The organism is Agrobacterium sp. H141 (assembly GCF_057158725.1).
In genome coordinates, this window is record NZ_CM169893.1 from 2,039,668 (window position 1) to 2,051,851 (window position 12,184).

At 56.7% G+C, this 12,184-nt stretch carries 13 protein-coding genes; 11 read left to right on the forward strand and 2 right to left on the reverse strand.

Annotated elements, in window-relative coordinates:
• Positions 1–96 precede the first annotated feature (96 nt).
• The 3 genes from ACWPM9_RS09370 (at position 97) to ACWPM9_RS09380 (ending at position 2,488) form a co-directional block, all read left to right on the forward strand.
• Complete coding sequence (locus tag ACWPM9_RS09370) at positions 97–525, forward strand: L,D-transpeptidase (protein ID WP_484757499.1); 429 nt, start codon at positions 97–99, stop codon at positions 523–525.
• A 133-nt stretch (positions 526–658) separates the two neighbouring features.
• Positions 659–1,057, forward strand: coding sequence for a DUF2946 family protein (locus ACWPM9_RS09375; RefSeq protein ID WP_484757500.1), 399 nt, complete (start codon positions 659–661; stop codon positions 1,055–1,057).
• A gap of 60 nt (positions 1,058–1,117) precedes the next feature.
• Entirely contained in the window at positions 1,118–2,488 is a 1,371-nt protein-coding gene (locus ACWPM9_RS09380; protein WP_484757501.1) for a PepSY-associated TM helix domain-containing protein, read from the forward strand.
• A gap of 76 nt (positions 2,489–2,564) precedes the next feature.
• Here the strand turns inward: ACWPM9_RS09380 and ACWPM9_RS09385 are convergent, their stop codons facing one another.
• On the reverse strand, positions 2,565–3,290 hold the full coding sequence (locus ACWPM9_RS09385) for a Crp/Fnr family transcriptional regulator (RefSeq protein ID WP_428186906.1): 726 nt from the start codon (positions 3,288–3,290) through the stop codon (positions 2,565–2,567).
• A 218-nt stretch (positions 3,291–3,508) separates the two neighbouring features.
• On the opposite strand from ACWPM9_RS09385, the gene hemN reads away from it, so the two are divergent.
• The 8 genes from hemN to ACWPM9_RS09425 all read left to right on the forward strand — a co-directional run bounded on the left by hemN (position 3,509) and on the right by ACWPM9_RS09425 (position 11,435).
• Entirely contained in the window at positions 3,509–4,858 is a 1,350-nt protein-coding gene (hemN, locus tag ACWPM9_RS09390; protein WP_484757634.1) for an oxygen-independent coproporphyrinogen III oxidase, read from the forward strand.
• 101 nt (positions 4,859–4,959) lie between these two features.
• Positions 4,960–5,244: an acyl carrier protein gene (locus ACWPM9_RS09395; RefSeq protein ID WP_428187479.1), complete on the forward strand. Its 285-nt coding sequence runs from the start codon at positions 4,960–4,962 to the stop codon at positions 5,242–5,244.
• A gap of 22 nt (positions 5,245–5,266) precedes the next feature.
• Complete coding sequence (locus tag ACWPM9_RS09400; protein WP_428186905.1) at positions 5,267–5,737, forward strand: 3-hydroxyacyl-ACP dehydratase FabZ family protein; 471 nt, start codon at positions 5,267–5,269, stop codon at positions 5,735–5,737.
• 143 nt (positions 5,738–5,880) lie between these two features.
• Positions 5,881–7,086 carry a beta-ketoacyl-ACP synthase gene (locus ACWPM9_RS09405; protein ID WP_484757502.1) on the forward strand — a complete coding sequence of 402 codons (1,206 nt, stop codon included), beginning with the start codon at positions 5,881–5,883 and terminating at the stop codon, positions 7,084–7,086.
• Between the two features lie 11 nt (positions 7,087–7,097).
• Complete coding sequence (locus ACWPM9_RS09410; protein ID WP_484757503.1) at positions 7,098–8,384, forward strand: beta-ketoacyl-ACP synthase; 1,287 nt, start codon at positions 7,098–7,100, stop codon at positions 8,382–8,384.
• Between the two features lie 63 nt (positions 8,385–8,447).
• Positions 8,448–9,476: a zinc-binding dehydrogenase gene (locus ACWPM9_RS09415; RefSeq protein ID WP_428186902.1), complete on the forward strand. Its 1,029-nt coding sequence runs from the start codon at positions 8,448–8,450 to the stop codon at positions 9,474–9,476.
• Positions 9,477–9,480: 4 nt separating this feature from the next.
• Complete coding sequence (locus ACWPM9_RS09420; protein WP_484757504.1) at positions 9,481–10,410, forward strand: lipid A biosynthesis lauroyl acyltransferase; 930 nt, start codon at positions 9,481–9,483, stop codon at positions 10,408–10,410.
• A gap of 290 nt (positions 10,411–10,700) precedes the next feature.
• Positions 10,701–11,435 (forward strand): PAS domain-containing protein, encoded by a 735-nt coding sequence (locus ACWPM9_RS09425; protein WP_484757505.1) that lies wholly within the window; start codon positions 10,701–10,703, stop codon positions 11,433–11,435.
• Between the two features lie 27 nt (positions 11,436–11,462).
• On the opposite strand, the gene ACWPM9_RS09430 is transcribed toward ACWPM9_RS09425, so the two are convergent.
• The gene (locus tag ACWPM9_RS09430) at positions 11,463–11,972 is read right to left on the reverse strand and encodes a hemerythrin domain-containing protein (protein ID WP_484757506.1); all 510 of its coding nucleotides are present in this window, start codon (positions 11,970–11,972) and stop codon (positions 11,463–11,465) included.
• Between the last annotated feature and the right edge of the window lie 212 nt (positions 11,973–12,184).

Sequence of the window (12,184 nt, forward strand, 5' to 3'; positions counted from 1 at the left end):
TGCTCATGCTGTTTGACGTTACATATCAGAGTTGCGGTTTAGATGGGGTGCACAAAGCGTTCCGCTGGGGCGTTTGCCTGTGAAGAGGGGAAAATCATGCGCAAAGTTCTGCTGGCCATTCTGGCCTTTGTTTGCTTGCAATTTCAACCATTGTTCGCCGAGGCCGGTAATGTGGTGGCGCGCATCAGCCTGTCCAGTCAGACAATGACTGTGAGCAAGAACGGTATCGTTCAGTATCGCTGGAAGGTGTCGACGGCGCGCAAGGGTTATGTGACGCCGACCGGAAGCTACAGTGCCAAATGGTTGTCCAAGAATCATCGGTCGCGCAAGTATAACAATGCGCCGATGCCGTTTTCGATCTTCTTCAAGGGCGGCTATGCGGTGCACGGGACCACGGATCTCAAGCGTCTCGGCCGCCCGGCTTCCCACGGATGCGTACGCCTCGACCCGAAGAATGCCGCGCGGCTCTTTGCCATGGCCAAAAGCAATGGTCTTTCAAATACGCGGATCGTCATTACGCGCTGATGGCGGCATTTTGCAGCGCCAATCCTTGTTTTCAGCTGGATTAAAAGTCCGGTTTTGAAGTCGATAGTGGACGGCGCCTGCGCGGCAAACGGGCGCAGGTGACAGTCGCTTTCGATTGTGCGATGCGAAATTCATGCAAGCCTTTCGCGACATATGGAAAGACAGAATCTCGGCCACTGCAATCGCGGTGCTTTTTGCCGTCTTTCTGCTTGTGCAGGGCTTTGTCAGCGGGTGGGCCAATGCGGCAATGGCTGCGCCGTCAGCCTTCGATCCACTTCATGAAATCTGCTCATCGGCCGATAGCGCACAAACAGGCAAAGAGTCTCCTGTCCCGAAAGTGCCGGATTGCCCATGCGGCAGTCTGTGCCGTCTCGCTGCCGCGCCACCGAATGCGATTATCCCAGTATCAGAACTGTCTCTGCGGGTCTCATTTTCGGCCGTTGCAACCACCTATGTTGCTGTGCCCGACGTGCCAAACTTTGGCGCACGCCGTCTGAGGCCTGAAGTCCGCGGTCCACCACGTTACGCCTGACGGAAGTATTGTGCGACGACCATTGTGTCTTCGCTTCTCAAACTCATCAGGAATTTTACAATGACCGATACGTCTATCGGCGTGAGCCGCTCGGAAAAATCCGTGCGCTCAGCTGCCGACCTTTATCGCGCCGTCTGGCGCTGGCATTTCTACGCAGGCCTGCTGGTTCTGCCTTTCATGATCACGCTCGCTATAACCGGTGGCCTTTACCTGTTTCGCGATGAGCTCGATGCAGTCATTCACGCTGACCTCAAAAGAGTGGCTGTACAGCAGGCTGTCGTCCAAGCCTCACCCTCGACAATGGTCGCGGCAGCGCTCGCTGCGCATCCAGGTGTCGCCGTCAAGTTTACGGATCCGGCAGCGGACGATCTGTCCGCGGAGGTTACTGTTAACTCAGAGAGCGAGGGACGTTTGGCGGTCTATGTCGATCCGTATACGGGGCAAGTTCTGGGGGCTTTGCCTGATCGTGGCACGGTGATGTGGACGGTGCGCTATCTGCACAGCCTGCGCTATTTCGGTCCATTCGTGCGCTCTTTCATAGAAATCGCGGGAGGTTGGTCAATTCTTCTTGTCGCAACGGGCATTTTTCTCTGGTGGCCGCGGCGGCAGACTGGAGGCGTCATCAGTGTGCGTGGAACACCGTCCCGCCGGGTGTTCTGGCGCGATACCCATGCGGTGACCGGAATATTTGTCGGTGGTTTTATCGTCTTTCTCGCAATCACGGGCATGCCATGGTCAGGCGTCTGGGGCGCCAAGGTCAATGAATGGGCCAATGGTAACAATTTCGGTTATCCGGCCGGTGTGCGAGTGAACGTGCCGATGTCGGGTGAACATCTGGACCATGTGGCCAAGACAACATGGTCGCTGGAGCAGGCACAAATACCTCGGTCGGAAGTCAAGGCGGGCGGCGTTCAGCCGATCGGACTGGATAAGGCTGTGGCCAAGTTCGAGCAGCTTGGACTGCATCGCGGATATTCAGTTGCTTTGCCCGGCGATCAGACGGGTGTCTATTCCGGTTCGGTTTACCCGAATGATCTGTCACAGCAGCGTGTGGTGCATCTCGACCAGTATAGTGGCGAACCGCTGATTGACATGAGTTATGCTGACTATGGGCCGCTCGGCAAGTGGCTGGAATTCGGCATTAATGTGCATATGGGGCAAGAGTTCGGTCCGGCCAACCAGATCATTCTGGTGGTGGTGTGCCTCGCCATCGTCCTGCTGGCAGTCTCTGCCGGCGTGATGTGGTGGAAACGCCGCCCGTCAGGTTCGTTGGGGATTCCACCGATGCCGTCTGACGCCCGCGTTTTCCGCGGACTGATCGCAATTCTCTTAATCGGGGGCGCGATCTTCCCGCTTGTGGGGCTTTCGCTGTTGATCATGTTGGTGCTGGACTTCGCCTATACGCGATTGCGCAGGCATCTGGCATCGTAAGCTGGACGGCAAGTCGACATAAAGAGGATTCGGCTGTTGTCAGGTCAGCCGGATCTTTGCCTGCAAATTCGGAAAATCAGTCGATTTCAGCGAAAATGCGCAGTCGCTCGAGCTTGGGTACCGTCAGGTGCCGGTTGTTCTCGATGACGATAATGCCTTCCTTGCGCAGTTTCGTCATCTGCCGGCTCACTGTTTCAATGGTGAGGCCGAGGAAATCCGCGATATCTGCCCGGGACAAGGGCAGATCGAAGGTGCTCTGGTCGCCGTCGCCCGGATTGATGTGGGTGGCGATCAGATAGAGGAAACTGGCGACTTTTTCCTGAGCGCTCTTGCGGCCGAGGGTCAGCATCCAGTCGCGCGCTTCGTCCAGCTCTTTCAGCGACTGGTCGTGTAGCTTGCGCTCGAAATCCGGCGCTTCTTCAACGAAACGGTCGATGACCTTGCGCGGAAAGCTGCAGAGTTCGGTTTCGGTTGCGGCTTCTGCGGTGACATTGCTTTCCCTGAGGAAGGGTCTTCCGAGAAAATCCGGTGCAAATTGCAGACCGACAATCTGTTGTCGACCGTCAGACATCATCTTCGACAGCTTCACCACACCACGCAGAATATTGCTGTAGTTGTCGATCGATTCGCCCTGACCGATCACTTCGCTGCCGGATTCGACGCGACGACGGCTGGAAAATTTGTTGAGTTCAACGAGCTGAGGGGTCGTCAGCGTGCCGCAGACTCCCCCGTGACGCGCTTCGCAGGCACGGCAAATTGCCGGGGTCTCACTGTCGAGCTGTCGTTTCCCGTGGGCGTCCATAATCGATCCAATGCGGTGTGCGGGCTGCTTTTTCGGTGATACAGCCACTGTAGCGGCGGGTCTGCGACGGTTGTCGGCATGGCACCCTTTGCGCCTGTAGCCCTGCCACAATTCCTTGTCGGAAATCTATCAGCAGTTTGACTAATGTCAAAGTCGCTATCCTGTCGGTCCTCTATCAGTATGCCGGTCGCGAACTGTATGGAAAGGTACCTCCGGATATGACAAACGCTTTGCTCGCCAAGTATTCTGGTGCGGTTCCCCGCTATACAAGCTATCCGACAGCACCGCATTTCCATGATGGCGTCGACTGCGGCAAATATGCGCAATGGCTGGGCGAACTCGGAGAGGGGCAGGATATATCGCTCTATCTCCACATTCCCTATTGTGATCGCCTGTGCTGGTTCTGCGCCTGTCATACCAAGCATACGTTGAAATATGAGCCGATTGCGGCCTATCTCGTTTCTCTTTATCGCGAGATCGAGACCGTCGGTGCGCTGGTGGGAAAAGGGGCCAAGGTCAGTGCGGTGCATTTTGGCGGTGGTTCGCCAACACTGTTGAACCCCGACGATTTGGTCGAAGTGATGGCGCGGCTGCGCTCCGCCTTCGATTTCGGCGATGATATCGAAATCAGCGTTGAAATGGATCCCAACGATCTGGATGAACCACGCTATGATGCGCTTGCCGCCATCGGTATGACGCGCGCGAGCCTCGGCGTTCAGGATTTCGATCCCAAGGTGCAGGAAACCATCAATCGCATTCAGACATTTAGACAAACGGCGGGGGTCGTGGAGGCTGTGAGAAAACGCGGTGTCCACTCGGTCAATTGCGATATTCTCTATGGCTTGCCGTATCAGACGGTGGAGACGCTCGAAAAGACGGTGCGGGACATCGTCTCACTCGATCCGGATCGTATTGCCTTGTTCGGTTATGCCCATGTGCCCTGGATGAAGAAACACCAGCAGATGATTCCCGAGGAGGCACTTCCCGGTGTCGATGCCCGGTACCAGCAGATGAGCAACGCTGCCGAGATGCTCGTGCAGGCGGGATATCAGGCGATTGGTATCGATCACTTTGCCAAACCGGATGACACGCTGGCCGTGGCCGAGCGGGAAGGGCGCCTGCGCCGTAACTTCCAGGGTTATACGGATGACGCGGCCTCGGCCCTGATCGGTCTTGGCGCATCGTCGATCGGTTTCTTGCCGCAGGGATATGTGCAAAACATGCCGGCAACAGGGGAATATCAACGCATGGCAATGCGCGATGGTCTCACCATTGTCAGGGGGATCGAACTGAGTGAGGATGACCGCTTGCGTGCCTATGTGATCGAGCGCGTCATGTGCGATTTTGGCTTTGCTTTTGCGCGATTGCGTGAAGCCTTTCCGCAGTTGGCGGATACAGTCATAAAGGAAGCGCGGATCTTTGCTGCTGGCAATGACGATGGCATCTGCCTCGTGGATCGGGATGGCTTTCGTCTGACGGATGCCGGAAAACCCTTTGTGCGCACGGTCGCTGCTGCCTTCGACAGCTATCGCGGTAACGGAAAAGGCCGCCATTCCATCGCTGTTTGAGCAACACATGCTTCGCAAATGCGTTAGATGCGCCATCTACCCATTGGCATTTCGAAGAGTTTTCCCTATGTGGGGCCATCATAAGACATATCAGAAGGGCCATTGGCGTGACTGCTACATTTGACAAAGTTGCCGACCTCATCGCGGAAACCAGCGAAATCGATCGCGAGACGATCACACCTGAAAGCCACACAATTGACGATCTGGGCATCGACAGCCTCGATTTCCTCGACATCGTTTTTGCGATCGACAAGGAATTCGGCATCAAGATTCCACTCGAAAAGTGGACCCAGGAAGTCAACGAAGGCAAGGTTTCGACCGAGGAATACTTCGTGTTGAAGAACCTGTGCGCCAAGATCGACGAGTTGCGCGCGGCCAAGGCCTGAGCAACGGAACGATCATAAAGGCATGTTGCTCGAATATTTCCAGATGATCGACCGGGTCGAGGCCGTCAGCCTCGACGACAAGGTGCTGCGCGCCCGTTCGCGCGTGCCCGCCGCAAGCCCGGTATTCGAAGGCCATTTTCCCGGAATGCCTCTCGTTCCGGGCGTGCTTTTGATCGAGACCATGGCTCAGGCCTCCGGCTTTCTGCTTCTCGCACTCAACGACTTTGCCTCCATGCCTTTCCTCATGACGGTGGACGGCGCCAAGATGCGCAGTTTCGTCAAGCCGGAAGACGAGTTGGAAATCGAGGCGAGGCTTGAGCATGATGGGTCGGGCTATGCCGTCACCAAGGCGAAGATCACGTGCGCCGGTGCCAAGGTTTGCGATGCGCAGCTCAAGCTTCGCACGCTACCGTTTTCCGAACTGCCGATCGGAGATCTCGTCAAGAAGAGGGCTGAAGATGTCGGCCTTCTGACGGCTCTCGCTGCGGGATAGATCTGAGGCGCAAGGCCTCCTTTTGTCGCCCGTGACATTCTTCATTATTGTTGACGGATCGGGCGGCTTGCGCTTTTAAGCGCCGAGATATGCAAGCGCCAAGGCAGGCGATACGGTGCGCAATGCGCCGAAAGGACGACAAGATGACCAAGAAGCCGAATGATGTGGTGATAACCGGAGTTGGGATCGTGACCTGTCACGGAACCGGCAAGGAGCCGCATATCGCTCTCTTGACGGCCAAGGAGACGGCAAGACCGCCAGTCGAAGGCGAGCGTTTCAAGCCGTATCCAGTGCATCCTTTGCCGGAGATCGACTGGTCAACACAGATCCCCAAGCGGGGCGACCAGCGGCAGATGGAAAACTGGCAGCGCCTTGGTGTCTATGCCGCAGGTCTGGCGCTCGATGATGCCGGCTTCAAGGATGATCTCGACGCGTGTGGCACGATGGATATGATCGTGGCAGCTGGCGGCGGCGAGCGCGACATCAAGGTGGATTCGATGATCGTCGATGAAGCCTTGAAGCGGAACGATCGTGAGAAACTTCTCAACGAGAAGCTTACCACCGAATTGCGCCCGACCTTGTTCCTCGCACAGCTCTCCAATCTTCTGGCCGGCAATATTTCCATCGTGCACAAGGTGACCGGTTCATCGCGCACCTTCATGGGTGAGGAGGCGGCCGGTATATCGGCGGTGGCCACGGCCTATGCGCGGATCGTCGCCGGTCAGTCCAGCCACACGCTGGTTGGCGGAGCATTCATTGCGGAACGTGCCGACATCCTGCTTCTGGTCGAAGGCATCAGCGCTCATGCGACGGGTGACTGGGCGCCTATGTGGTCGCGTGAAGACGGCACCGGTGGCGGTATGATGCTGGGTTCTGTCGGTGCATTCCTGGTCATGGAATCACGGGAGCATGCAGAGGCTCGTGGTGCGCATATCTATGCGGTGGTGAAGGGTATTGAAGGCGACCGCGGTCAGCGCGCCGATGGCGGTCTGGAAACGCGCCTCCAGCGTATGGAAGACACCGTGGGTGCCGCCGCTGGGACCGACACTGTCATCTTCAGCGGTACTAGCGGTCTGCACGATCTTGCAGCGCGCGAGAAGGCGCAGCTGGAAGCAAAATTCCCCGGCACGCCTATTCGCGGCTTTGGCGGTGTCACCGGCCACGCCATGGAAGCGCAATTCCCGCTTGGCCTGGCACTGGCCGCTCTTGCCATTGACGGAAAGGTCGCAGTGCCTGCATTCGATCCCGCCAACGAAGATGACGCAAAGGGTGCAGCCAGCCAGGCACTCGTGACGACAGTCGGTTATATCCGGGGTGAGGGCATTGCGCTTCTCGCCGCCGACGCCTGAGGAGACAGATCATGACGACCTCCCGCTTTACAGATCATCTGGGCCGTCCACTCGTCGCCGTCACCGGCATGGGTGTGATCACCTCGCTTGGACAGGGACTGGACGATAACTGGGCTGCGTTGACGTCTGGCACATCCGGCATCCACGAGATCAAGCGCTTTCCGACCGAAGGCTTGTCGACGCGTATTTCCGGAACAGTCGATTTTCTCGAACTGCCAGCGAAAAATGCCGTCGAGCGTTCCTATGCGATGGCGCGCGATACGACGCTTGAGGCCCTTGGCATGGCCGGTATCTCCGGTGATTTCGATGGACCACTGTTTTTGGCTGCGCCTCCGGTGGAGCCGGAATGGTCGGATCGCTTTGCCCTTGCCGACCGCGCTCCGCCGTCTGAGGAAGAGGGCGATGCCTATGTGCGTTTCCTGGCCGCACTTCGAGCCCGGCCCGATCCGGTCCTTCTCGAAGCTGTGCAGTTCGGATCGATCTCCGAGCGCCTGGCAGATAGATTTGGTACGCGCGGACTGCCCGTCACACTGTCTACGGCATGTGCCTCGGGCGCGACCGCGATCCAGCTCGGCGTTGAATCCATCAGGCAGGGGCGATCTGAGCGCGCGCTCACAGTTGCGACAGACGGTTCGGTGAGTGCTGAAGCCTTGATACGCTTTTCGCTTTTGTCGGCGCTGTCCACCCAGAATGATCAGCCGGAAAAGGCATCCAAGCCATTCAGCAAGGACCGTGACGGTTTCGTGATGGCAGAGGGTGCTGCCACGCTGGTGCTGGAAAGCCTCGAATCGGCCATCGGTCGTGGTGCCAAGGTTCTTGGCATCATCCGCGGCTGCGGCGAAAAAGCAGACCATTTCCACCGTACCCGGTCGTCGCCAGATGGCGGTCCCGCCATTGCCACGATCCACGCGGCGCTGGAAGATGCCGGCCTGTCTGCCGACCACATTGGCTATATCAATGCGCATGGTACGTCGACACCGGAAAACGACAAGATGGAATATGGCGCAATGCTGGCCGTGTTTGGTGAGCGGATGAAGTCCATTGCCTGTTCGTCGAACAAGTCGATGATCGGACATACGCTGACAGCGGCTGGCGCAGTTGAGGCCGTGTTCTCTCTGCAGACCATGCAGACGGGCACCTTGCCGCCGACGATCAATTACACCAATCCTGATCCGACAATCGAACTTGACGTGGTGCCGAATGTGAAGCGGGATGCAGAGGTCTCGGCGGTGTTGTCGAACTCCTTTGGCTTCGGCGGTCAGAACGCAAGCCTTGTCATGACGCGCGATCCGGCTTAATCGACGGCGCAACATCATTTTTTGACATAAGACAGACGCCCGCCGGGCGAAGGACGGACCTTTATGCGCGCTTTGCAACTCATCGAAGATCGCCGGCTCGAAATCACAGATGTGCCTGAGCCCGAAGCCCCGGGTCCCGGTGAAGTGACGCTTCGTGTAAAGGCAGTCGCTCTCAATCACATCGATGTCTGGGGTTGGCGCGGCATGGCCTTTGCCAAGCGCAAGCTTCCGCTCACGATCGGTGCAGAAGCATCCGGCGTTGTCGAGGCGATCGGTCCGGGTGTCGGCAATATTCTTCCGGGTCAGCTTGCATCGATCTATGGCGCGCGGACCTGTGGCTTGTGTTCGGCGTGCCGCGATGGACGTGACAACCTGTGTGAAAACGTCGGTGGCGTGCATGGCTTCCATCTTGATGGCTTCGCACAAGAAAAGATCAATTTGCCGGCGCGGCTGCTGGTTCCGGCACCACCCGGTGTCGATGCGGTTGCGGCGGCTCTTGCGCCCGTAACCTTTGGGACCGTCGAGCACATGCTGTTCGACAATGCCAAGCTGCAGCCCGGTGAGACCATCCTCGTTCATGCGGGCGGTTCCGGCATTGGCACGGCTGCCATTCAGCTCGCCAAGAAAATGGGCTGCACGGTGATCACTACGGTGGGATCCGACGAGAAGATCGAACCGGCAAAGGCGCTCGGTGCCGATCATGTGATCAACTACCGCACCGATCGTTTCGAAGGCGTGGTCAGAAAGCTGACCAAGAAAAAGGGCGTCGATGTCGTCTTCGAACATGTCGGCAAGGATACCTGGGCCGGTTCCATGCTGTGCATGAAGCGTGGCGGTCGTCTGGTTACCTGTGGCTCGACATCCGGCGTGTCGACCGAGATGAACCTGATGATGCTGTTCCAGCAGCAGTTGAAGTTGTTCGGCTCTTTTGGCTGCCGCATGGAAAACATGGCCAATGCCATGCAAAAAATGGCACGCGGACTGGTTCACCCGGTCATCGATACGGAAGTTACCTTCGAGGATATCGACAGGGCGCTGGAGCGCATGGAAGGCCGTCAGGTCTTCGGTAAAATCATTCTTCGTATGGACTGATTCATTGAAGCTGTTCGTTACCCGCATCGTTCTGGCGCTTATGCGTTTCCGGCAATGGCTGGTGGCCCAGCTTGCCTTTGGCTTCCTCAGCATGTTGAAGGTGTTGCCGGCTGATCCTGCGATCAATTTCGCAGACCGACTGATGCGATTCATCGGTCCAAAGACCAGTCGGCACAGGCTAATGTTGACGAATTTGCGCAATGCATTTCCGGAGAAGGACGATGCCGAGCGCGAGCGCATTGCGCTGGCCAGCTGGGGGCATATGGGCCGGCTTGCTGCCGAATATGTGTTTCTCGACCGCCTGTTCGATTTCGATCCGGAACGACAAGGTGAGGGACGGATCGAAGTGTCCGGCTCGTCGACGTTTCTCGACTTGAGAGATAACCCTCGGCCCTTTATCGTCTTTACCGCGCATACGGCCAATTTCGAGATCTTACCTGTCGCCGGCGCGACGTTCGGCCTTTATGTCACCGTTCTGTTCCGTCCACCGAATAATCCCTATGTTGCGGACAAGGTGTTTTCGTTCCGGCGCAAACGGATGGGCGAACTCGTCCCTTCGCATGCTGGGTCTTCCTTTGCCCTCGCTCGTCAACTGGAACGCGGTGGCGGTGTCGGCGTCCTGGTTGATCAGAAGTTCAACAAGGGGCAGCCCACGACCTTCTTTGGTCAGGACGTTCGAACAAATCCGCTCCTTGCCAAGCTGGCCCGCCAGTTCGAATGCGATATCTATCCGGCGCGCTGCATCCGCCTGCCTGGAAACCGCTTCCGCCTTGAAATCGAAGACAAGGTTGCACTGCCGCGTACCGAGGCCGGCCAGGTGGACGTTCGGGCGACCGCGCAGCTTCTCAACGACAAGGTCGAGGGATGGGTAAGAGAGTATCCGGAGCAATGGCTCTGGTATCATGATCGCTGGGCGATCAAAAAATCGCTCTAGGTCTCTGTATAATCAAATCTATACATATAGCGACAAGTCGACTGCGTATCGCCTTATGACGATATAGTGTTTACTTATATTGATATTTTCCCGCTGCTCTCCAGTCTGGTGTCGCCTGTATTTATTATGCGGACGTATAGCGAATTTATTCCATTTCCCCCCAAAGTTAGTTAGTTGAATGTGAGGCCTATTCATGTTAACTGGCTAACAAAGATAGTGTTTTCACTTTTTGTTTAGCCTGCGTTCCAAGTGTGAGATTTTCAGTGATTCAGTAAGTTATTGGAGTTTTGATGCCGCAAATGTTCACGGGCGACATGCTGTTGCCGATGTTTGAAGCCGTCACAATGAAAAGTCAGCAATTGGAGCAGGCTATCCGTAGCGGCAATGATGAACTGGTGCGCTTGATTGATCGGGAGATCGATCCATTGATTTCGGCCGTTGTCGAATACAGGGCGCGGAATCCAAGCGAAATTCAGCAGCAACTCCGTTTCGTCAGCAGTTTGATCCGCGAATATGCGGATGATCGCGCGTGTGTGGTGCGCACTTCGGCGATCCTCAATGTCCTGATCGAACGTTATTTCGGTGGCGAGCAATCAGCGTCGCTCGAGGGCATTGCCTGCGGTCTTCCCATGACACGGCAAGCTGGCGACGATAGTTTGCTGAACGAGAGTATCCTCGACAATATTCCAGTTCGCGTGGCGGTCATTACGCGCGATTACCGGTTTCTGCTCGGCAATGCAGCAGAAGCAGAGTTCTACGGTATCAGAGGTTTTGAGCTGATCGGGCGTCATGTGGCCGAATTTATCGGGCACGACGTATTCGAAAACAAAGCCCGTTTGTTGCTTGACCGGTGCTTTGACGGCGATGTCTTCGATTTTCACTATCAATGCGATCGAAGCAAGGGAAACAAGCGGATTTATTGCCGGATGAAGCCGCTTCGGGGGCAGCGCGGCAATATTGTCGGAGCGGTCGTCGTGAACGAGGACGTTGTTGGCAGTCTCAGCGAGACGCTGGTGACCATATAGAGAGACGTCCGGCTCATCTGCCGATCCTTATTGATGGTTTGGCCGGACCAGACCAAGAAGATAGTCGGCTTCATAGGCAATGTGGCGGCGAACGCCCTCGAAAAATCCCCGCAACATATAGCCGACTGCTTCCATATTGGACGGTTCTCCCGATCCAAGCCTGAGCAATGCGTCTGTCAGTTCCTCTGCGAAACATTCATCTTCACAGTGTTCGATTTTCAGTCGTTCCAGTGTCTTTCGCACGTCGACATGGGGCGGCGATGTTGTCGCTATCCATGGAAATAGCACCTGCTCTTCATAGTGGTGGAATCCGCCGATAAGGGGTCCAAGAGCTTTGGCTGCATAGATGCATTTCTGGCGGTTGATGTCTGCGGGGAGGGAGTCTGCTATCTCTTCCAGGGCCTGGCATAGTGCGAGCTGCTCTTGATGCGCACGGCGCAGCCAATTGAGATTGTCGCCGTCTTCAATGTGCATCGCCATCACGCGTTCAATGTCGCTTTCCGGTTTGCGCGGCAGTGCCGGATCGTTGGACGCCATGGCAATGTTCTCCCTCCGGTGTGCGTGCGCATGGTGCCGCCCAAAGCAGGCGGCGCGATGCGGAATGCCGCGTTATCGGGTGCTTTACTCGCACCTCTCCTCGGTTTTTGTTTTTCTTAGACTTTGCGGCTGTGCGCCTTGATCTGGATCAAGGTTATCCCATTGCCCGAATGGCAGATGTGCGGTGGACGCGGCGGCAGGTGAGTCTCACC

What these genes read in the sequence shown, in the direction of transcription:
- ACWPM9_RS09370 (WP_484757499.1), top strand. Translation starts at nt 97, where the DNA reads ATGCGCAAAGTTCTGCTGGCCATTCTGGCCTTTGTTTGCTTGCAATTT.
- ACWPM9_RS09375 (WP_484757500.1), top strand. Translation starts at nt 659, where the DNA reads ATGCAAGCCTTTCGCGACATATGGAAAGACAGAATCTCGGCCACTGCA.
- ACWPM9_RS09380 (WP_484757501.1), top strand. Translation starts at nt 1,118, where the DNA reads ATGACCGATACGTCTATCGGCGTGAGCCGCTCGGAAAAATCCGTGCGC.
- ACWPM9_RS09385 (WP_428186906.1), bottom strand. Translation starts at nt 3,290, where the DNA reads ATGGACGCCCACGGGAAACGACAGCTCGACAGTGAGACCCCGGCAATT.
- hemN (WP_484757634.1), top strand. Translation starts at nt 3,509, where the DNA reads ATGACAAACGCTTTGCTCGCCAAGTATTCTGGTGCGGTTCCCCGCTAT.
- ACWPM9_RS09400 (WP_428186905.1), top strand. Translation starts at nt 5,267, where the DNA reads ATGTTGCTCGAATATTTCCAGATGATCGACCGGGTCGAGGCCGTCAGC.
- ACWPM9_RS09405 (WP_484757502.1), top strand. Translation starts at nt 5,881, where the DNA reads ATGACCAAGAAGCCGAATGATGTGGTGATAACCGGAGTTGGGATCGTG.
- ACWPM9_RS09410 (WP_484757503.1), top strand. Translation starts at nt 7,098, where the DNA reads ATGACGACCTCCCGCTTTACAGATCATCTGGGCCGTCCACTCGTCGCC.
- ACWPM9_RS09415 (WP_428186902.1), top strand. Translation starts at nt 8,448, where the DNA reads ATGCGCGCTTTGCAACTCATCGAAGATCGCCGGCTCGAAATCACAGAT.
- ACWPM9_RS09425 (WP_484757505.1), top strand. Translation starts at nt 10,701, where the DNA reads ATGCCGCAAATGTTCACGGGCGACATGCTGTTGCCGATGTTTGAAGCC.
- ACWPM9_RS09430 (WP_484757506.1), bottom strand. Translation starts at nt 11,972, where the DNA reads ATGGCGTCCAACGATCCGGCACTGCCGCGCAAACCGGAAAGCGACATT.